14 protein-coding genes and 1 tRNA gene are annotated in these 19513 nt (G+C 59.1%); 7 read left to right on the top strand and 8 right to left on the bottom strand.

The window, feature by feature from the left end; translation table 11 throughout:
- Window positions 1–61 precede the first annotated feature (61 nt).
- Entirely contained in the window at window positions 62–970 is a 909-nt protein-coding gene (locus tag Q1A59_RS08540; protein ID WP_298402263.1) for an SPFH domain-containing protein, read from the top strand.
- Between the two features lie 99 nt (window positions 971–1069).
- Here Q1A59_RS08540 and Q1A59_RS08535 read toward each other — a convergent pair whose 3' ends face one another.
- Window positions 1070–1291, bottom strand: a complete 222-nt coding sequence (locus Q1A59_RS08535) for a type II toxin-antitoxin system prevent-host-death family antitoxin (RefSeq protein ID WP_298483188.1) — start codon at window positions 1289–1291, stop codon at window positions 1070–1072.
- 332 nt (window positions 1292–1623) lie between these two features.
- Between Q1A59_RS08535 and Q1A59_RS08530 the strand changes: the two genes are divergently transcribed.
- From Q1A59_RS08530 to Q1A59_RS08510, 5 genes are all read left to right on the top strand, one after another.
- A complete protein-coding gene (locus Q1A59_RS08530) occupies window positions 1624–2055 on the top strand; it encodes an Hsp20/alpha crystallin family protein (RefSeq protein ID WP_299644799.1) in 432 nt (143 codons plus the stop codon).
- A gap of 175 nt (window positions 2056–2230) precedes the next feature.
- Entirely contained in the window at window positions 2231–3196 is a 966-nt protein-coding gene (locus tag Q1A59_RS08525) for a thiamine pyrophosphate-dependent dehydrogenase E1 component subunit alpha (protein WP_298483193.1), read from the top strand.
- Between the two features lie 20 nt (window positions 3197–3216).
- The gene (locus Q1A59_RS08520; RefSeq protein ID WP_298483195.1) at window positions 3217–4248 is read left to right on the top strand and encodes an alpha-ketoacid dehydrogenase subunit beta; all 1032 of its coding nucleotides are present in this window, start codon (window positions 3217–3219) and stop codon (window positions 4246–4248) included.
- Between the two features lie 372 nt (window positions 4249–4620).
- On the top strand, window positions 4621–7560 hold the full coding sequence (gene mutS, locus Q1A59_RS08515; RefSeq protein WP_298483218.1) for a DNA mismatch repair protein MutS: 2940 nt from the start codon (window positions 4621–4623) through the stop codon (window positions 7558–7560).
- Between the two features lie 18 nt (window positions 7561–7578).
- A complete protein-coding gene (locus Q1A59_RS08510; RefSeq protein WP_298483197.1) occupies window positions 7579–8514 on the top strand; it encodes a bifunctional riboflavin kinase/FAD synthetase in 936 nt (311 codons plus the stop codon).
- Between the two features lie 33 nt (window positions 8515–8547).
- Here Q1A59_RS08510 and Q1A59_RS08505 read toward each other — a convergent pair whose 3' ends face one another.
- The 5 genes from Q1A59_RS08505 to Q1A59_RS08485 all read right to left on the bottom strand — a co-directional run bounded on the left by Q1A59_RS08505 (window position 8548) and on the right by Q1A59_RS08485 (window position 16040).
- The gene (locus tag Q1A59_RS08505) at window positions 8548–9306 is read right to left on the bottom strand and encodes a 3-hydroxybutyrate dehydrogenase (protein ID WP_298483199.1); all 759 of its coding nucleotides are present in this window, start codon (window positions 9304–9306) and stop codon (window positions 8548–8550) included.
- Between the two features lie 82 nt (window positions 9307–9388).
- Window positions 9389–10045 carry a nucleoside monophosphate kinase gene (locus Q1A59_RS08500; RefSeq protein WP_298483201.1) on the bottom strand — a complete coding sequence of 219 codons (657 nt, stop codon included), beginning with the start codon at window positions 10043–10045 and terminating at the stop codon, window positions 9389–9391.
- A 9-nt stretch (window positions 10046–10054) separates the two neighbouring features.
- A complete protein-coding gene (locus Q1A59_RS08495) occupies window positions 10055–12610 on the bottom strand; it encodes a protein kinase domain-containing protein (RefSeq protein ID WP_298483202.1) in 2556 nt (851 codons plus the stop codon).
- Window positions 12611–12667: 57 nt separating this feature from the next.
- The gene (locus Q1A59_RS08490; protein WP_299644797.1) at window positions 12668–13501 is read right to left on the bottom strand and encodes a lamin tail domain-containing protein; all 834 of its coding nucleotides are present in this window, start codon (window positions 13499–13501) and stop codon (window positions 12668–12670) included.
- Window positions 13502–13547: 46 nt separating this feature from the next.
- Window positions 13548–16040, bottom strand: a complete 2493-nt coding sequence (locus tag Q1A59_RS08485) for a mannose-1-phosphate guanyltransferase (protein WP_298483206.1) — start codon at window positions 16038–16040, stop codon at window positions 13548–13550.
- A 158-nt stretch (window positions 16041–16198) separates the two neighbouring features.
- Between Q1A59_RS08485 and Q1A59_RS08480 the strand changes: the two genes are divergently transcribed.
- Window positions 16199–16282 (top strand) — tRNA-Leu (locus Q1A59_RS08480).
- Window positions 16283–16295: 13 nt separating this feature from the next.
- Here Q1A59_RS08480 and Q1A59_RS08475 read toward each other — a convergent pair.
- Complete coding sequence (locus Q1A59_RS08475; protein WP_299644796.1) at window positions 16296–17945, bottom strand: S1 RNA-binding domain-containing protein; 1650 nt, start codon at window positions 17943–17945, stop codon at window positions 16296–16298.
- Window positions 17942–19450 carry an acyl-CoA synthetase gene (locus tag Q1A59_RS08470; protein ID WP_298483210.1) on the bottom strand — a complete coding sequence of 503 codons (1509 nt, stop codon included), beginning with the start codon at window positions 19448–19450 and terminating at the stop codon, window positions 17942–17944. Before Q1A59_RS08470 ends, Q1A59_RS08475 begins: the two co-directional genes overlap by 4 nt.
- Window positions 19451–19513: the final 63 nt, after the last annotated feature.

Raw genomic sequence — 19513 nt, 5'->3', positions numbered from 1 at the left:
TGCGCAGTGTCCGGCTTGGTCTCTACCAACAAGCCGAGCGAGTGATTATGGAGGTGGAACGATGAATTTCTTGATTTCTACGATACCAGATATTGCCATTGCGTTTGGCATCGTCTATATTCTCATACCAATAATTTTTGTTATTTTCCGCTTCCTCGGCATTTACACTGTTGTTCAAGAAGGCACCTGCCACGTCTATACCCTGTTCGGCAGCGTGGTCGGCGTCTTGCGCGAGCCGGGGCTGGTGATTTTGCCGTTCCATCTGGGGATTAACGCTTTTCTGATCGGCTTATTTGGCCGGCGGTACGTGATCGATATGCGGCTCGATCAGCGGTACTTGCGGAGTCTGCCGGTTAATTCGGAAGAAGGTGCGCCAATGGGGATTGGCGTTTGGTACGAGATGTCGATCAGCGATCCGGTTGCGTTCTTGTTTAAGAATGCTGATCCGCAAGGCTCGCTGGCGGCGAATGTGAGCAATGCGGTGGTGCGCACGCTCAGCAATATGCCGTTGGCGCAGATGCTGGAAAACCGGCACGCCATGAGCCAAGCGGTGCGGGCCGAGGTGTCGCCGAAAGCGGCAGAGTGGGGCTACCGGCTGGGGTCAGTCTACATTCGCAAAGTTCACTTCCGCGACATCAATATGATCCGGCAGATTGAGGCCAAGGTGGTCAACCGGTTGCGCCAAGTGACGTCGGCGATTTTGCAAGACGGTGCCAATCGAGTTGATATTATTACCAGCACTGCTGAGCGGCAGGCAGCGATTGAGTTTGCGCGTGCAAAAGCTGTGCGTCCGCAAATTCTGGGCCGAGCGTTGGCGAAGATTAGCACTGATCCTGAAGTGCGTGATGCGCTCTTTACTATTCTCGAGCTACAAAATCTGGCCGAGAGCAAGGCACGGGTGATACTCATGCCGGCACAGACCGATAACCGGATCATACCAGCGTTGATGGCTGCGCAAGACGGGCGCTAGTAGGGGTGCTGCGTCGCGGCTAGTGCTAAACGATGACGCGGGGGCGATGCCATACCCCGCGTCATCCTTGTTATGCGAGTAGCGTTGTCGTTCCATTCATCACCCATGCTGCTCACGGGCCTGCTCGGCCTGCATCGCCATTGCCCGCAGTTGTTCAAAGAGCTCGATATTGAGTAGTACCGCCGATGGATACCCTTTCTGCGTGATCACCACCGGTTGCCCACTCACCTTAGCTCGTCGAATGAGCGCCGCAAGGCTGGCCGCAGCCTGCGAGATTGGTACTACACCTCCCTGCAAGTCGATATTAATAGACCGTGCCATGGTTGCACTCCTTTAGATTAGCGCCGGTGATAGTGTAATTGCATTGTATCACGTTGTATACAAGCTGTATAGATCAGATTTATACTGTCTTTGTTCATTATTGTGCATATAAACAGCGGCCATAGTTGTGTTTGTGCTGCCATGATTGCCCGCGATAGCTGGTCAATTTCCGGTTAGACCTCTTGGCATTACGAAATCGTTGCTGCAAATGTAGACACTGCTTTAATACTTTGCCAACGCCATTCTAACAATGTCTTGCTATCGTATAGGCAGGCTCAAATGAGAGCACGACTGATGAAAAGAAATAACACGATGATACAAGGAGGACGGCTATGACGAACCTGACCCGCTGGGATCCCTTCCGCGAGATGACCCAATTGCTCGACGATACCTTCTTCACCGGCTTCACGGGTGTTATGCCGCGCAGCGGCAGCTTGGTGCCGGCGCTCGACCTGAGCGAGACCGCTGATGCGTATCACGTCGAGATGGCGGTGCCCGGTATGACCGCTGATCAACTCAACATCACCTTCGAGAACAATGTGCTGACGATCAGCGGTGAGATTACGCAGAGCAACGATCGCAAGGATCGCCAATATCACGTCACCGAGCGCCGCTATGGCCGCTTCAGCCGCAGCATCCGTCTGCCCAATCAGATCCATCCGGATCGGATTGAGGCTCGGCTTGAGAATGGCGTGCTGATGGTGACCGTGCCGAAGGCCGAAGAGATCAAGCCGCGCAAGATTGCGGTGAACGTCGCTCAATAGTCGTCGCGCCAAGCATCACCGGTTTGGACGTAGGGACATTGCCAAGCAGTGTCCCTACGGTTTTTTTTGCACACACACGGTTCTTCATCGAGTACAATACCTCTATACCCCACTTGTTGGCGGAATCACGGCAAGGACGCCGGCTGAGCGATGCCTTCACCGGCAAGGAGACGGCATGAACGAGATTGATGATGAATTACTGCAACAAGCCCACTATTGGATGCGCTTGACCCGCGCGCTTGATGATCGCGGCACGTTCCTTCACAAACAGAGCAAGATTGTCGGCGGTTACTTTTCGCAGATCGGCCACGAAGCCCTCAGTGTGGCGGCGGCGTTGAGCCTCGGCCCCAAGGATATCATCGCACCGATGCACCGTGATCTGGGCGCATACCTCGTGCGCGGCCTCACCCCGCGCCGGATTTTGGCCCAGTGGCTGGGCCGTGAGACGGGAGTAACCCGCGGGCGCGATGCCAATCTGCACGGGATGGGTGATCTGAGCTTGGGGATTATCGGCTTCATTAGCCATTTGCCCGCCTCGACCGGCGTGATTGCCGGTGTGGCCCACGGTATCAAGCTGAAAGGCGAGCCGCGGGTGGCGATGTGCTTTTTTGGCGATGGCAGCGCTTCACAAGGGCTGGCCCACGAGGCAATGAATTGGGCGAGTGTGTTTAAATTGCCGATGGTCATTATCTGCGAAAATAACCAGTACGCCTATTCGACCCCGCTCAGCCGCCAGATGGCGATTGAGCATATCGCGCAACGCGCTGCTGGCTACAATATGCCGGGGGTGATTGTGGATGGCAACGACTTTGCCGCAGTGTACCACGTCACGAAAGAGGCAGTTGAGCGGGCGCGATCTGGTGGCGGGCCAACCTTTATTGAATGCAAGACGATGCGCATGCGCGGCCATGCCATTCACGATAATATGGCCTATGTGCCCAAAGAGCTGCTGGCCGAGTGGGAGGCGCGTGATCCGATTGCCCGCATCGAGTCTGAGTTGCGTGCGCGCGGTTTGCTTGATGACGCCAAGCTGGCCGCATTGCTGGCCCGGATTGAAGCTGAACTTGATGAAGCGCAAGCCTTTGCCGAGTCGTCGCCGTACCCCGACCCGGCAACTGTAACCGATGGCGTCTATGCCTAACCCGCTGGCAGGAGGAAGTCATGACGTGGGATCAAGGATTGCATAAAGCGACAACTGTATTGGCCGGCGAGCAGGGGACGCGCGAGCTAACCTATCTGGAGGCGATCCGGGCTGCCTTGCGCTACGAGATGCAGCGCGACCGGCGTGTGTTGGTGATGGGTGAAGATATCGGCGTCTATGGCGGCGCGTTTAAGGTGACGCAAGGCTTGATCGAGGAATTTGGCGAGGATCGGGTGATCGATACCCCGATGACCGAGCTGGCGATGATTTACGCTGCGATTGGCATGTCGTTCGAGGGCTTTTTGCCGGTGGTCGAGATGCAATTCGCTGACTTTATCTCGACCGGCTTCGACGCAATTGTGCAATTCGCCGCCACTAACCATTTTCGCTGGCGGCAGCCGGTGCCGATCACCATCCGCGCCCCCGGCGGCGGCGGTCTGCGGGCCGGCCCGTTCCATTCCCAATCCAACGAAGCGTGGTTTGTCCATACCCCCGGCCTCAAGGTCGTCGCGCCGGCTACTCCTGCCGACGCTTATGGCCTGCTGCTTAGCGCCATCCGCGACCCCAACCCGGTCATCTACTACGAGACCAAGTATCTCTATCGCTCGCTGAAGGGGATGGTGCCGGAAGGTGAGGCGTTGGTACCGATTGGACAAGCGGCGGTGCGGCGCAGCGGCGAAGAGTTGAGCATCATCGCCTATGGCGCGATGGTGCAAGAGGCGCTCAGCGCGGCAAACGAACTCGAACGCGCGGGACATAGTATTGAGGTGCTTGATTTGCGCACGCTCAAGCCGATCGATGAAGCGGCAATTTTGGCTACCGCGCGCAAGACCGGCAAGGTGCTGATCGTGCATGAAGCTAATCGCACCTGCGGCGTCGGCGCTGAAGTGGCCGCGATCATTGCCGAGCAGGCCTTCGAGTATCTCGATGGGCCGATCACCCGGCTAGCCGCCCCTGACACACCGGTGCCCTACAGTCCGCCGCTCGAAGACGCTTACCGGCCCAACGCAGCCAAAATCCTTGCCGCCGCCCGCGAGTTGTTGGCGTATTAGGGTTTGTGGAGTGCGGCAGTTCTACTGCCGCAATGCCAACTCTCTGTGATTGGTCATTGCGAGGGCGCGTATCCCCCGCTGCAATCTCCTGCTCAGCCGAGCGAAGTGCGTGCAGGCATAGCTCCCGCGCTCGCGGGGGATTGCTGATGTGTCTTCATTCGCCATCACGGCTGACATTATAGCTTCCGCGCTCGTGGGGGATTGCTTCGCCGCCTGACGGCGGCTCGCAATGATACTAAGAAGATATAGATGGGACAGCGGATACCATCGTAGCTAGGATCTTCGCATTCTCACGGAATATGCTATCATAGCGCGGATGATAATGATCGTCACCCTATGACGCGCAAGCTCCCGCAATACGATAAGAAACCCATGGCCGCAATCGAACTGCATGCATGGTACCGCCAATATCGCAAACTCAAAGAAGAGGCTGCTGACGCCATCCTGCTTTTCCGCTTCGGCGATTTCTATGAGACGTTCGATGATGACGCCAAGCTGATTGCGGAATTGCTTGACGTAACGTTGACGCGCAAAGAGTACGCGGTTGATAAGCGCGCCCCTAAAGATCAGCAGAAGCTCTATGCGCCGATGGCAGGGATGCCCTACCACGCCGTCGATCGCTATGTCAGCGAGTTGGTGGCGCGCGGCTACCGAGTGGCGATCGCCGAGCAGTTGAGTGAGACCGAGGCGATGCGCAACGATACCCGGCCCCGTTCCGTCTACGCTGCCGGGTTGACCCCGCTCGAAAGCAACGGCAAGATGGTGCAGCGGGCGATTGTGCGGATTATTACGCCGGGCACGGTGATCGATCCGGCGATGTTGCCGGATCGCACCAACAACTATCTGGCTGCGGTGATTGTCGAAGCGGACAAGGTGGGGTTGGCGTATGCCGATCTCTCAACCGGTGAGTTTGCCGCGGCTGAGTTTACCGATGCCCGCGCGCTCATTCAGTTGCAAGCCGAATTAGCCCGTCTCCGGCCTGCCGAGGTGTTGGTGCCGGACGACGAGACGTTGCGGTTGCCGCATTTGACCCCGGTGCAAGCCCGTCTCAGCCAAGATCTGGCCCCGTTGACCAAGGAAGAGCGCGAGGCGCTGTTGCCTCACGAGCGGGTGGCACGCCGGCTCGACGGTACCAGCGCGGCGAGTTGGACGCAGGGCGAAGTGACCGAGTGGCCAGCGTGGCGCTGGGAGTTGGCGACCGCCGCTGAGGCGTTGCTCGAGCAGTTGGCGGTGGCTTCGCTGGCGGTATGCGGCCTTGATGACCGGCCCTTGGCGACGCGCGCCGCCGGCGCGTTGATCCAGTACGCCCAGATGACCCAGCGCCAGCGGGTGAGTCAACTGCGCCATCTGCGGCTCTACCATACTGGTGCCTATATGTTGCTCGATCCGCAGACACGGCGCAACCTTGAGTTGCTCGAAAGCAGCGGGCGGCAGGGGAATAAAGCCTCGCTGATTGGTGTGCTCGACCGGACTTGCACTGCGATGGGGGGGCGGCTGTTGCGGCGTTGGATTACCCAGCCGTTGATCGTGCTCGAACCGTTGCAGGTGCGCCAACACGCCGTGGCTCGGCTGGTGTTCGAGACGATGGCTCGCCTTGAGCTGCGTTCGGCGCTGACCGAGCTGCCTGATATGGAGCGGGCGCTGAACCGGATCGCGCAAGGGATTGCGGTGGCAACGCCGCGCGATATGGTGCAGTTGCGGGTGGCGTTGCGTAAACTGCCTGCTGTGGCTCAAGCGGTTGCACCACTCTTGCCCGATCTGCTTGCCCCAGAGATGGCCGGCGAACCGGCGCCGGAGTTCGATCTGTGTCGCGATGTGCTCGATCTGCTTGAACGGGCGCTTGATGAAGACCCGCCGGCTCTGCTCGGCGCGTCAAACTATCTACGCGCCGCCGAAGAAGGTGGTGAGCGTCCGCGCCGGGTGATCCGGCCCGGTTTTGACCAGCGCCTCGATGCGTTGATCAAAGCGAGCCGCCATGCCCAAGAGTTTATTGACCGCTTAGAAAGCAAAGAGCGCGAGCGCACCGGTATTCGTTCGCTCAAGGTGAGCTACAACCAAGTCTTTGGCTACTATATCGAGATTTCGCGCGCGGTTGATCCCAAGCTCATCCCGTCGCACTACGAACGCAAACAGACGCTGGTCAACGCCGAGCGATATGTCACCGAAGAGCTGAAATATTATGAGGGACTGCTCAGCGATGCGCGCCTGAAACTGGTCGATCTCGAACGAGATATCTTCCAGCGCCTGTGCGACGAGATCCAGCAACACCTTGACCGGCTGCGAGCGACGGCAGCGGCAGTGGCGCGGCTCGATGCGTTGGCAGCGCTGGCCGAAGCGGCGGTGCGTGGGCGCTATGTGCAGCCGGCGCTGCGTACCGATCGGGTGTTGCGCATCAAGCAAGGTCGCCATCCGGTGGTCGAGCGCACCCTTAGCGAGCCGTTTATCGGCAATGACATCGAACTTGACGGCGACAATGTGCAGATTCTGATCATCACCGGCCCCAACATGGCCGGCAAGAGCACCTTCTTGCGCCAAGTGGCCTTAATCACGCTCATGGCGCAGATCGGCTCGTTTGTTCCGGCTGATGAAGCTGAAATTGGACTAGTCGATCGTATCTTCACCCGCATTGGCGCGCAAGATGACATCGCCACCGGCCAAAGCACCTTTATGGTTGAGATGACCGAAACCGCCGCGTTGCTTATGCAGAGCACTCCACGCTCGCTGATCATTCTCGACGAAGTCGGTCGCGGCACCAGCACCTACGACGGCATGGCGATTGCGCGGGCCGTGGTGGAATACATCCACGACGACCCGCAGCTCGGTTGCCGGACGTTGTTCGCTACCCACTACCACGAGCTGACGGCGCTCGAAGGTGAGTTGGCGCGCGTCCGCAACTACCACATGGCGGCGATCGAGCGTGATGGGCGGGTAGTCTTTTTGCATGAACTGCGCCGTGGCGGCGCCGATCGCTCGTATGGTATCCATGTCGCCGAGCTGGCTGGTATTCCGGCGAGTGTGATCCGGCGCGCTAACCAATTGCTGGCCGAGCTGGAAGGGCGGGCGGTTGAGGTGGCAGCGGCGCGTAGCCATGTAGAGCCAGACGGCGTGACTGAACCGCCAGCGCTGCACCAGCCTGAACCGGCCCCTGAAGCGCCGGCCCGCCCGCCAGCGACGAGTATGCAGCTCTCGTTCTTTGATCTCGCGCCGCATCCGGTGGTAGAGTACATACGGAGGCTGCGGATTGAAGAATTGACTCCGCTAGAAGCGTTGAACCGGCTGGCCGAATTGCAACGGCTGGCCAATCAGGGATAGAAACGGAGCAGAAAGCCTGTGCAGATCGCCCGCGACCTCATTCCCGGCTTGGCCAACCGGGCGACAGTGTTAACCATTGGCCGTTTCGATGGCGTCCATCTCGGCCATCAACAATTGATTCGTACCACGGTAGAACGGGCGTGTGCGCTCGATATGCTCAGTGCGGTGCTGACGTGGGAACCGCATCCGCGCGCGGTATTGCAACCCGGCCAGCCGTTGCAACTGCTGAGCGATCTCGATGAAAAGATCGAGCAGATTCGGCGGCTCGAACCGGATCTGCTCATTATTGCCCCCTTTACCGAAGAGATTCGCCGGTTGTCTGCCGCCGAATATATGGCGCAGATCTGCGCTGCGCTCCCGGTACGCGAGATCTGGGTAGGCGAAGATTTTGCTATGGGGCGCGGGCGCGAGGGTGATATTCCACGCTTAATGGAGATCGGTCGTCAGATGGGATTTGCGGTTGGCGCGCTCAGCAAATATACCGTCGCTGGTATTCCGGTTAGCTCGTCGCGCATCCGTGAGCTGGTGCTGGCCGGCAATGTCGCTGGCGCAGGCGCTTTGTTGGGGCGCCCGTTCGCGCTACACGGAATTGTGACTCGCGGCGACGGGCGCGGACGCCAGATCGGCTTCCCCACCGCCAATGTTCAGGTCAGCCCTGATGTTGCCCTGCCGGCCAATGGCGTCTACGCCTGCCGGGCCAATCTCGCCACCGGTGCGGTTGTGCCGGCAGTAACGAACATCGGCGTCCGCCCTACGTTTGATGGCACGCGGCGGGTGGTTGAGGCGTATTTGCTCGATTGGGAGGGTGACCTCTACGACCAACGGCTGCGCCTTGAGTTGTTGATGCGGCTGCGCAACGAACGTAAATTCAACAGTATTGATGAGTTAGTCACCCAAATCCGCCATGACGTGGCCGAAGCACGGGCCGTGTTAGGCCTACCCGTGCGGTCGTAGGGGCGTTGCCGCGCAACGCCTACGACCGCGCCCCTACCGTGCCGTCCAACCCAAAGCGATCTCGTACACCGACCCAGTGATCGCACCGGCAGCATCAGAGCAGAGGAACGCCGCCAAGCCAGCAACTTCAGATGGCTCGATGAGGCGCTTAATCGCTGCCGGTTCGAGCATCACCTTCTCGATGACCTGATCTTCGGGAATGCCGCGGGTACGAGCTTGATCGGCGATCTGCTTCTCAACCAGCGGCGTGCGCACGTAGGCTGGCGCGATCAGATTAACGGTAATTCCGTAGGGGCCGCCTTCCAGCGCCGCGGTGCGGGTGAAACCGAGTAAACCATGCTTCGCCGAGATATACGCACTTTTGAAGGGCGAGGCGCGCAGGCTATGCACCGAACCGATATTCACAATCCGCCCGCGTCCATTGGCCTTCATGCTCGGCCAGACATATTTCGTGAGACGGAAGGGGGCGGTTAACATCACCGCGATCATCGTCTCCCACCGATCTTCAGGGAAGTCTTCGATCGGATCAATGTGTTGGAAGCCGGCATTGTTGATCAGCGCATCCACTCGGCCATACGTATTGAGCGCCGCGTCAACCGCTTGCCGGCAGCCGGCCTGCGTTGCGAGATCGACCCCCACAAAGATACCGCCGAGCCGTTCGGCGACAGCCTCACCGGCTGGGCCGGGCAAATCAACGATTACGACCCGATAGCCATCGGCGACAAACCGTTCCGCGCAGGCCAAGCCAATCCCGCTCGCTGCACCGGTAATCAGCGCCACATGCCCGTTCATCGTTGAACCTCCTCCTATGCACGCCTGTTGCCGCTATTGTAGCATAGCGCGAGGTGATGCTGCGTCGCTGGGTTGGGGAAGCTCAAAGTTGCAAGGCCGCGCGGATTGCCGCTACGATTGCTGGCAGCGGCTGTTCGGCATTGATGTGATGCACTAACCCGCGCGCAATGTAGAAATCAAGCACAGGAGCAGTCGCTTGCTCGTAGAGCTGGAGGCGGGCGCGAATGACTTCAGGTTGATCGTCGTCACGTTGTAGCAATACACCGCCGCGGGCCACACATTGAGCAACGGTCTCGGCATCATCGATATGCAACGTCACATCGCCTCCATCGGGACTGCGGCAGACGCGGCGACCACTGAGGCGATGAATGATCGTCGCTTCGCTGAGATCGAGCACCATCACGGCATCGACTTGCCGGCCCTGTTCGGCCAGCAGCACTTCGAGCATCTGCGCTTGGGCCACACTGCGCGGATACCCATCAAGCAGACAGGGTTGCGAGGGCGGAATCGCGTGCAGCCACGAGCGCATCAGCTCGGCCATCAGCGAGTCAGGTACCAATTGCCCTTGTTCGAGCAGCGCCCCAATCTGTTGGCCGATGGGAGTCTGCGCCCGGATCTCGGCGCGCAATTGCTGGCCGGTGGCAATCATTGCCATCCCGGTCTCGCGTGCCAATTGGGTGGCGATGGTCGTTTTGCCTGCACCGGGCGGGCCGATCAAGAGAATTGTTAGTGCTGTCACGTTTATCCGTTAATTTGATACGCGTGCAATCGCTTCATCAATGCCACGATAGTTCGGGTTGAGGCGTTTGGTCGCTTGGAATGCCGCTAACGCCTCTGCGCGCCGGCCTTGCTCTTCATACGAACGCCCTAACCCAAAATAGGCGCTGGCGTAAGTTGGATCAAGCTCAACCGCTCGCTTAAACATGGGTTCCGCTTCTACATAGCGATTGCTGAGAAAGAGACTCCAGCCGAGACCATTGAAGATCTCTTCTTCCTGATTGTCGATTTGGCGGGCACGTTCAAACGCCTCGATCGACTCACTGTACCGCTCTTGGTACTGCAAAACCCACCCCAACCCGTTATGTGCCAATACGAAATAGTCATCGAGCCTGATTGATTGGCGGTACGCCTCTTCCGCCTCTTGATAGAAAGTGTCTTGGGTGACTTGATCAGTGCTGTTAAAGCCGGTGAACAACTTGGCCTCACCCAGATACCCGTAAGCCGTCGCCGAACGGGGATTGCTGTCAATCGCTTGTTGGAAGTAGTTAATCGCTTCATCCCACTGGTTATCGTCCAAAGCCAGCCGTCCTAGACCAAGCAGGGCAAGGCTTTCGTTAGGATTAAGTTGGAGGGCCTCATTGAAGGCTTGGCGCGCCTCGCGAGTGCGGCCATCAAGATAGGCAACCCAGCCAAGGCCAGCTTGGGCTGGGCTGAAGTTGGGGTCGAGTTCAAGGGCGCTGTTGAATTCAGCGCGCGCGGATTCGGTATCGTCGTTGGCGGCCAGATAGATGGCACCGAGTTCGTAGTGAAAGAAGGCCAAGGTCGGATAGCTATCAATCGCCGCTTCAAGGCTCGTAATCGCTTGCTCAAGCACATTCGGGTCGTTACGCAAACGAAAATCCTGTCCGAAGGCCCAGCCGATCAAAGCTCGGGCAAATGCGCGGTTGAGCGGATCGGCGGCGTTGAGCCGGTCTTCCGCATTGCCGATCGCAGTAAATGCGTCGTTCATGAGGCTATTATCGCGGCTGTTTTCAGCATTGGAAGCCAGCGCCGCTGCGTATAACGCATAGCCAAGCGCGACCGAATCGTCGGTGGCAATCGCTTCTGCTCCGGAGATGCGCGCGTTCACTATATCACCGAGCTGGAAGTAAGCATAGCCGCTGATGCTATACCCAAGCGCCTGCGCTTGGGGGTTGCGTGCAGCCAACAATGGCTCGGTAGCAGCTATCGCATCTTCCCATCTGCCCTGCGCCAATAAAGCGCCGGCCAGCCGGGCATGGGCGGTCATATTGTTGGTGTCAGCGGCAATCGCCGAGCGATACGCGCTGATGGCATCGGTTAAGCCGCCGGTACGGGCCAGTGCCACGTCGCCATCGGCAATCAGTGGTTCGGCTTTGCTGGCAACTGGTTCCGGTTCGGCAGGGCGAGAAAAGACAAACGCGGCGATACCACCGCCGATGAGCAGCAGCACGATAATGACACCCGCGATGATCCCAACCGGCGCGCCTTTGCGGGTTGCTGGGGCAGGTACCGTTGGCGCATTCAGCGGGTTGGCTGGAACGGTGGGGGCCACGCTGTACGGTTGCGCGACCGGCGCCTGCACATACACCGGCGAGGGGGTAGGCGGTGTGCCGTAGGCGGGCGGGGGGGGACCTGCTTGCGCAGGGCTAAGCCAATTGGGCGCGTCGCTCGCTGCTGCCGGCATTCCCCGCTGCGGCGTCAGCGGGCGGCTCAGTTCATTCTCACTCATCCCAACCGCTTGCCGTAGCGCCGCAACCATTTCGGCTGCCGAAGCAAACCGCGCTTCCGGCTTACGGGCCAGCGCGCGCATAATCACATCTTCGACTGCGGGCGGCAAATCGCCGCGCACGTCGCGGGGCGGAATCGGCGCATGCACAAGGCGCGCGGCCAGCATCGCCATCGGTGTTTCAGCTTTGAAGGGAAAAGCCCCGGTCAATAGTTCGTAAAGCATCACCCCTAGCGCGTAAATATCGGTGGCCGGCCCCACATTCGGCAACCCCTGCGCCTGTTCGGGCGACATATATTCGGGCGTGCCCATGACCGTTCCGGCCATCGTCAAACCGCCGGCGCTGCTGCCGGTACCACGCGCTAAACCGAAGTCGGTGAGGTAGATCCAGCCGTCATCGGTAATCATCACGTTCGAGGGCTTAATATCGCGGTGAATAATCCCTTGCCGATGAGCGTAATCGAGCGCCTCGCCCACCTGCGCTAAAATCTGCGCCGCGCGGGTGATAGGCAACGCGCCCTCTTGCTCAAGCAACTGCTTGAGCGTCCGCCCCTGAATAAACTTCATCGCGATGTAATGATAGCCGGCCACCTCGCCGACCTCATAAATCGGCATAATGTGAGGATGCTCGAGCCGAGCCGCGCTGCGCGCCTCTTGGCGAAAGCGAGCGATATAGCTCTGATCGCTGGTTAGGCTTGGCGGCAAAATCTTCAGCGCCACAATCCGATCGAGATCAGTCTGGCGCGCTTTATAGACGACCGCCATGCCGCCGCGTCCCAACTCCGAAAGAATCTCAAACCGGCCGATGGTCTGACCAACCAGTGACACGTCGCTCATAAGTATCGCTCGCTAGAGGAGTGAAGGGAACCGCCCGCCTTCGTCTCTACAACCACATTATGCACCGGCTGCATAGGTATAACGACTAATCAAGTTGCCATTTGCATCTCGCAAGATAGCAGTATCGCCGGTATTATTCCAAATTGGCCGGTGCGATCCCCAATAGAGGTTATTGGCATCGTTGACGCCAGCTTTCGTCCACAATGTTACTTCCGCACCGCCGGCTAGGACAAAGGCTGGGAAGGTATAGCTGTGTTTCGCGCCTTCGTCAATTAACGTCCAACCCGTAAGATCAACTGGTTCGTGGGAAGCGTTGGAAATCACCACAAATTCACCCTCAAGATCGCTGCCGGGCGGATCATACTCAATGTAGGTAATGCTTACATTGGGCGGTTCGGCCACCAGCCGTTCAATATCAATAATCGACTCTGACACTTCATCGGTCAACAATTCAGCCACATCTTCTTCGATGGGTTCTTCGTCAGTCGTTGGCTGCGACTGTTCGGCGGCTGGCGCAGCAGTTTCAGTTCTAGCTTCTACTGGCGCAATCGTCACTGCAAGGTGCTGGGAGGGAGCCGGTTCAACCACCGCCTCTTCCGGCGTGATTATCACCGTCAGATGCTGTTCCGGTTCCGGTTGGCGGCGGCGAGCCGGCGGCGTCTCATCAATCCAGCGCTTAATCTCGTGTTCGGCGATACGGGCGAAATCACCGGGCAGGCTAGCAAAGCCGTGACTCAGCTCATAGAGCGCGCGTTCCATGTGGGTGCGGCTTTGTGATGGCAGCAAGCCAAGCGGCAGCCGCAAGAGACCGTACCCAAACCGGCCAATCCGAATCGTAGTTGTCTCGATCGCATCGTAAAGCGGATCATTGTTCCTTGAGCGGATAGACATCGCACCCTCCTCGCATACGGCCAAGCCAGCGGTCAATCGATCGGCATTACTGTAAACTCGTCACCAAACCAGCGTACTTATCAGTCAAGACCCGGGCATGCTCTTCGCTGCTGCCTTCGGCGATGACATGGAAGAATGGCCCGTCGGGATCGGGTAAAATCAGCACCCATTCCTGCCCCAACTCAATCTTGATGCCATCGATCTGCTCGCCGTGGCGTTCGTGGTACTGCTGGTTGAGAATGCGCATCACCTTGCCTTTGCTCTCCCAGCGGCAGGGGACGCGCGTCTGCCAGAGGTAATAAGGCGGCAAATCGGCCAGCACTTCGCTGAGGGTGGTTTGATTTAGCGTGAGTAGTTCCATCAGGTGGGCAATAGCGAACATTCCATCAGCAACGGGGTAGAAGTGGGGGAAAATATAGTTGCCGGTGCCATCACCGAGCAACAACAGATCGGGTCGTTCAGCGGCCAAATTCATGAGCGCGCCGAGGTTCGCGCGGGTGCGAATGATGCTGCCGCCATAACGAGCGGCAATCTGCTCGAAAGCGCGCGGCGCGGTGACCGGTACCGCCACAATGCCGCCGCCGTGGGCGCGCATCGCCAGCGCAGTCATAGCAGCCAGTGCGCGCAACCCATGCAGCCGCTGGCCGCGATCATCGATCAGAAAAATCTTCTCGCCGCCGGGGTCAAGGCGCACGCCGAATTGCGCGCCGACGACCGGTGTAATCTTGGTAAGCCGGGTCATAGCCGCTTCAAAATCGGCGCTCGTCTGAAACACCATCCGCTCATCGAGATTCACGTTCAGCTCAACCGCGTCAGCCCGCATGCGACGTAAAATCTCAGTCATCACCGTGCTGGTGCTGGTGTTCGCGTAATCGATGACGATCGGAAAGCCTTTGCCAAATGCAGCCTCTTGGCCGAGCGCGCGCATAAAGGCGGTGCGGTAGCGCTCTTCAACATCTTCGCCGTAGAAGATACGGCCAATCTCATCGAGGTAGGCGCGCCGGTAATCTTCGCGGAAGAAGGTGCTCTCGATCTTGCGTTCGGTGGCGCTGTTGATATCCAGTCCAAGATGGTTGAAAAACTTAATCTCGGCGACGCGATTATCAAACGGTGAGATCCGCACATGCACGCCGCCGGCAGCGCCGCTGGCATGGGTGTAGTAGCGGGCGAGCGGGATAGGCACATTGCGCAGATCGCAGACATTGACCCCAGCCGAAGGCAAACCGGCGATGATTGCCCGTTTGAGCATGCGGGGCGTAAAGTGCGCATCGCGGTTGATCGTGACGGTTGCGCCGCGGGGCAAGGTTGCGCCGTAGGCTGCCCCAAGCCGGGCGCACATCTCAGGGGTGATCTCGATATTGACCAACCCAGTGATGCCATAACGGCCAAACAGTACGCGCCGGCCTTGACTGCCCCAGATGATGCTTGAGGTGACGGTTGCCCCTTCATCAACCTCTTTGGAAGGCCAAATCTTGACATTGGGCTGCACGACCGCGCCGGCGCCGATCTGCACTCCATCGCCAATCACGGCTCCCTCGAAGATCATCGCGCGCGAGCGAATATTGCACTGGCGCAACACGATGGCGCCGCGCAGTTCTGCCCGTTCGCCGATGTACGAATTGCGCCAAATGATCGAGCGATCGATGTTTGCCCGCGAGTCGACGATCGTATAATCACGAATCACCGATGGCCCGTGAATGATCACGCCACCCTTAATCTTGGCTCCATGGCCAAGATAGATCGGCCCGTGCAATTGAGCGTCAGGCGCAATTTCGGCGTCGCGGTCAACCCAGACATCACCGCCGATGTTGTGGCCGATCCGCGGCAGATTAACCTTGCCCGACAGATAATCGCCGCAGGCGCGCATATACGCTTCAATCGTACCCACATCCGTCCAGTAGCCATTGGCGATATAGCCGTACAGCCGGTCGCCGCGGTGGAGCATGCGCGGAAAGACATCTTTCGACCAGTCGGTGACGCGACCGCGTTCGATGTAACTAAAGATGTCGGGGTTGAAGACGTAGATACCGGTGTTGACCGTATCAGAAAAGACCTCGCCCCAGCTCGGCTTTTCAAGCAATTGGCGAATACGCCCTTGCTCGTCAGTAATGATGACACCGTAGTCAAGCGGGTTGGCGACGCGAGTCAGAGTGACGGTTGCGGTGGCGCCAGAGGCAATATGATGCTCAATGATTTGAGTCAGGTTGAAATCGGTCAGCGCATCACCTGAAATGACGAGGAACGGCTCGGTCAGCAGATGTTCGGCATTCTTGACGCTGCCGGCAGTACCAAGCGGCACCTCTTCGAGTGAGTAGGTAATATTCACGCCGTAGGCGCTGCCGTCGCCGTAATAATCTTGGATCACGTTGGCGAGATACTGCACCGTAATGATAATGTCAGTAATCCCGTGCAGTTTGAGCAACTCAATAATATGTTGCATCACCGGTCGATCGACCAGCGATACCATCGGCTTCGGGCGATTAATCGTGAGCGGTCGCAGGCGAGTGCCCTCGCCGCCGGCCATCACAACGGCTTTCATGGCGGCTCCTGCTGGCTGTCGATACCGCGACGACGGTGCTACGCGGCGGAGGGGGCGTCATTCAAGGTTATTCCACATTAACTGCTTTAGTATATCATGTCACGAGCCTGCCCGGCAACCACTTGCCGGCAGCGCCATCTCGTGCTATACTCGCCAGCGGGGACGTGGCGGAATGGCAGACGCGCATGACTTAGGATCATGTGCCGCAAGGCGTGTGGGTTCAACTCCCATCGTCCCCACCACTACTACCGCACATCACTGATGTGCGGCTTTTTGTTGCAATCCTTCGTGCAATCGCAGCGCGATCCGTCGCCGATCGGGATCAATGTTCAGAATCGTGGCGCTGACACGGCAGCCAAGCGGAAATCGTTCGCGCAACGGTCGCGGATCGGGTGGAATCTGGCTGGTATGGGCCAACCCCTGCACACCGGGGAAGACCTCAATAAAGACACCAAAACCGGTGATTCCGGAGACTGTGCCGTTGATGTGCATCCCCACGGCAAGCTGTTGAGTGATATGAGACCACGGATCGGGCGTGAGCCGCCGGATACTCAGGTTGACGCGCATCCGCGTCTCATCGATGCCGGTGACGGCAGCCCGCACCGTTTGGCCGGGGTGAAGGGCAGTACGCGCATCGCTAATCCAGCCCCAGTCGATATCGCGCACATGAACAAACCCCTCGACCCCGCCGAGATCAATGACTGCGCCGTAGCTGAGCACGCGCAAGACGACGCCTTCTACTACGCTGGTGGCGGTAAAACTCGCCATGCGTTGTCGGCGTTGTTGCAAGCGTTCGTGGCACGATGGCGGCAAAGTGAGTTCTTGTGGCAATTCGGTATCGTGCGCCGGCGATGGAGGGGTGCATACGGCGAGGGTTGCTGCACAGTGGGCAGCGTAGCTGCGCAGCTCGGCGCTCGGATCGCTCTCGGCAATCTGCGCAATCAGCGGCAGACTTTCCCGATCATGCCATTCCGTCAAAACCTGCATCACTTTCATGAGTAATGACCGGCGGTTGGACGCCGAGCGTTGCAGCAATGCCCGCAATTCGGGGAGTGCAGCGCGGTAGTTTGCCATGTGTAAGAGGCGAATGACCTCGTGTAAGAGGTGGCTACCATCTTCATTGAGCAGCGGGGCAATGGCTGGCGCTGCTTCCACCGCTTGGAGTTGGATGAGGGTGCGCACTGCTAACGTGCGCAGGCCAACGATATAACGGGCGATCTCGACCAGCAGCGGCACGGCGGTGCGCGCGCGCAAGCGGGCCAGCGCTTGCATTGCCACGCTGGCAGCCCGGCTGGGAATGCGCGGTTGGGCGTCGTGCCACGCGGTAATGCAATCTTCCAACAAACAGAGCAAGCCGGGTACTGCTGCCGGGGCGTGGAGGATGCCGGCGGCTTCGGCGGCGGCGATGCGGATGGTGAGATGCGGGCTGTTGAGAAAGTTGGGCAGCGCCACCGCGAGCGTGGTGTCGCCAAGACGGGCGAGTGCAACGATCGCCGCCGCCACAATTGGCGGTTCGGGGTCATCGAGACAGGCCGAGATCTGAGCGCGGGCCACACTAATCTGACGCCGGCCTAACGTGCGAATTGCAGCAGCGGCCACAAATGGTTTGGGATCATCAATAGTGGCCAGTAGCGCATCGATGACCGTTGCATTCAGCGGTTTACTGCTGTAGCCAATTGCTTCTGCTGCGACTTCGCGCACTATCGCCCGGCGATGGTTAAGCGCCGGCAATGCTAGTTCCGGATCAACGTCCAGTCTCACCAACCGGCTGGCAGCGCGCGCCCGCACGAGTTGGTCACGCGAGTGGATAGCGCGCGCCAGCTCTTCGAGCTGATCGGTCACTAATTCGCTTAGGCGTTCACGGTCAAGTTCCGGATCGCCTTCGTAGTCGTCGAGATCGCTCATAGCCCTTCCCCGGCGACGGGTGGATCAGTTGCCAGCAAGTGGCGTTGCACTTTGCCGAGCGCATTGCGAGGCAATGCCGAAACAAAGCGAATCGCGCGCGGGCGTTTGTAGGCGGCGAGATTGGCGCGGCAATGGTCGATCAACTCGGTAGCGGTTACCGGTGGGTATGGACGGATGACGACCGCAGCAACCGGCACTTCGCCGAGATCGGGATCGGGTTGACCATACACCGCGCATTCGGCCACGGCGGGATGCTGCGCTAACACCTCCTCGACTTCGCGGGGATAGATGTTGTAGCCGCCGCTGATAATCAAGTCGCGGCTGCGTCCGGTGATGTGGAAGTAGCCATCGGCATCAACGAAACCGAGATCACCGGTGTTGAACCAACCGTCAGCAGTAAAGGCTGCCGCCGTTGCTACCGGGTTGCGCCAGTAGCCTTGGAAGAGGTGCGGCCCACGTACTTGAATCTCGCCAATCTGCCCAACCGGTAACGGCTGGCGGGTGTCGCGATCGACAATGCGCGCCTCTTGGCCGGGGAATGGCATACCAACGCTACCGGGCCGTCGTTCGCCGTTGTAGGGATTAGTCAGGTTCATGCCGGTCTCGGTCATACCGTACCGTTCGAGGATAGACTGGCCGAAGAGCGCAGCAAAATCGGCAAAGGTTTGTGGGCTGAGCGGGGCTGACCCCGATACAAAGAGCCGCACGTGATGCGGTGGCACACCATGCTGGCGCGCCGCTTCGACCAATCGCACATACATCGTCGGCACGCCAAAAAAGAGCGTAATTGCCGGATCGGCCAGTCGTTGCAATGCCACTTCAGCATCAAATCGGGGATGCAATTCGAGACTGGCCCCGCTGCGGATCGTACCATGCACGCCGACGCCTAACCCATGCACATGAAAAAGCGGTAGCATTAACAGCAAGCGATCGGCGGCAGTCCAGTGCCATGCAGTGATAATCGCGTCGCAGTTAGCGGCAAGACTGGCGTGGGTATGCACGGCCCCCTTCGCGCGCCCGGTGGTACCTGAGGTATAGGCGATCAATGCCATCTCAGCGGGGTCAGGTGGCAGGCAGGCGGTGAAATCGGCTGGCGGTGCGCCGAAGACGGTGGTGTCGGGTTTGATTAGGCGGGCTGGCGTTGCTGGCATCGCCTCGCGCAACAAGGCCTCATTCTCGTCGGTCGCCACCACAATCGCCGGTTCAGAGTCGGCCAACAAATGGCTCAGTTCGGCATGGCGGTACTGTGGGTTGACTAGCACCACTGCTGCGCCGGCCAATTGGGCGCCGAAGTAGGCGGCAATGAATGCCGGGGTATTGGGGAGTGCGAGCGCCACCCGATCGCCACGGGCCAGACCGAGTGCCTGCAATCGCGTTGCCCAGCCGGCAGTTGCGCTGGCCAGCGCTGTGTATGTGAACGTTTGCCCGGCAGCGATCAGGCACGGATGCTCAGGTTCAGTAGCAGCGCGGTGGAGGAGAGTGGCAACGATTGGCAATGGCGGCATCAGCGACCTCATCATCTCTATCAAGATTGTACCGGTAAGCAGGATAGTGACGCGCCGCAATCA

The organism is uncultured Chloroflexus sp. (assembly GCF_937951745.1).
Taxonomy (GTDB): domain Bacteria; phylum Chloroflexota; class Chloroflexia; order Chloroflexales; family Chloroflexaceae; genus Chloroflexus.
The sequence above is the reverse complement of the archived record's forward strand: the minus strand, read 5'-3'. Positions and strand labels throughout refer to the sequence as shown.

Excerpts from the sequence above, each read along its gene's own strand:
- Q1A59_RS08475 (WP_299644796.1), bottom strand. The coding sequence starts at position 17,945 with ATGAGCGATCTCGACGACTACGAAGGCGATCCGGAACTTGACCGTGAA.
- Q1A59_RS08535 (WP_298483188.1), bottom strand. The coding sequence starts at position 1,291 with ATGGCACGGTCTATTAATATCGACTTGCAGGGAGGTGTAGTACCAATC.
- Q1A59_RS08470 (WP_298483210.1), bottom strand. The coding sequence starts at position 19,450 with ATGCCGCCATTGCCAATCGTTGCCACTCTCCTCCACCGCGCTGCTACT.
- mutS (WP_298483218.1), top strand. The coding sequence starts at position 4,621 with ATGGCCGCAATCGAACTGCATGCATGGTACCGCCAATATCGCAAACTC.
- Q1A59_RS08530 (WP_299644799.1), top strand. The coding sequence starts at position 1,624 with ATGACGAACCTGACCCGCTGGGATCCCTTCCGCGAGATGACCCAATTG.
- Q1A59_RS08520 (WP_298483195.1), top strand. The coding sequence starts at position 3,217 with ATGACGTGGGATCAAGGATTGCATAAAGCGACAACTGTATTGGCCGGC.
- Q1A59_RS08540 (WP_298402263.1), top strand. The coding sequence starts at position 62 with ATGAATTTCTTGATTTCTACGATACCAGATATTGCCATTGCGTTTGGC.
- Q1A59_RS08485 (WP_298483206.1), bottom strand. The coding sequence starts at position 16,040 with ATGAAAGCCGTTGTGATGGCCGGCGGCGAGGGCACTCGCCTGCGACCG.
- Q1A59_RS08490 (WP_299644797.1), bottom strand. The coding sequence starts at position 13,501 with ATGTCTATCCGCTCAAGGAACAATGATCCGCTTTACGATGCGATCGAG.
- Q1A59_RS08525 (WP_298483193.1), top strand. The coding sequence starts at position 2,231 with ATGAACGAGATTGATGATGAATTACTGCAACAAGCCCACTATTGGATG.
- Q1A59_RS08495 (WP_298483202.1), bottom strand. The coding sequence starts at position 12,610 with ATGAGCGACGTGTCACTGGTTGGTCAGACCATCGGCCGGTTTGAGATT.
- Q1A59_RS08505 (WP_298483199.1), bottom strand. The coding sequence starts at position 9,306 with ATGAACGGGCATGTGGCGCTGATTACCGGTGCAGCGAGCGGGATTGGC.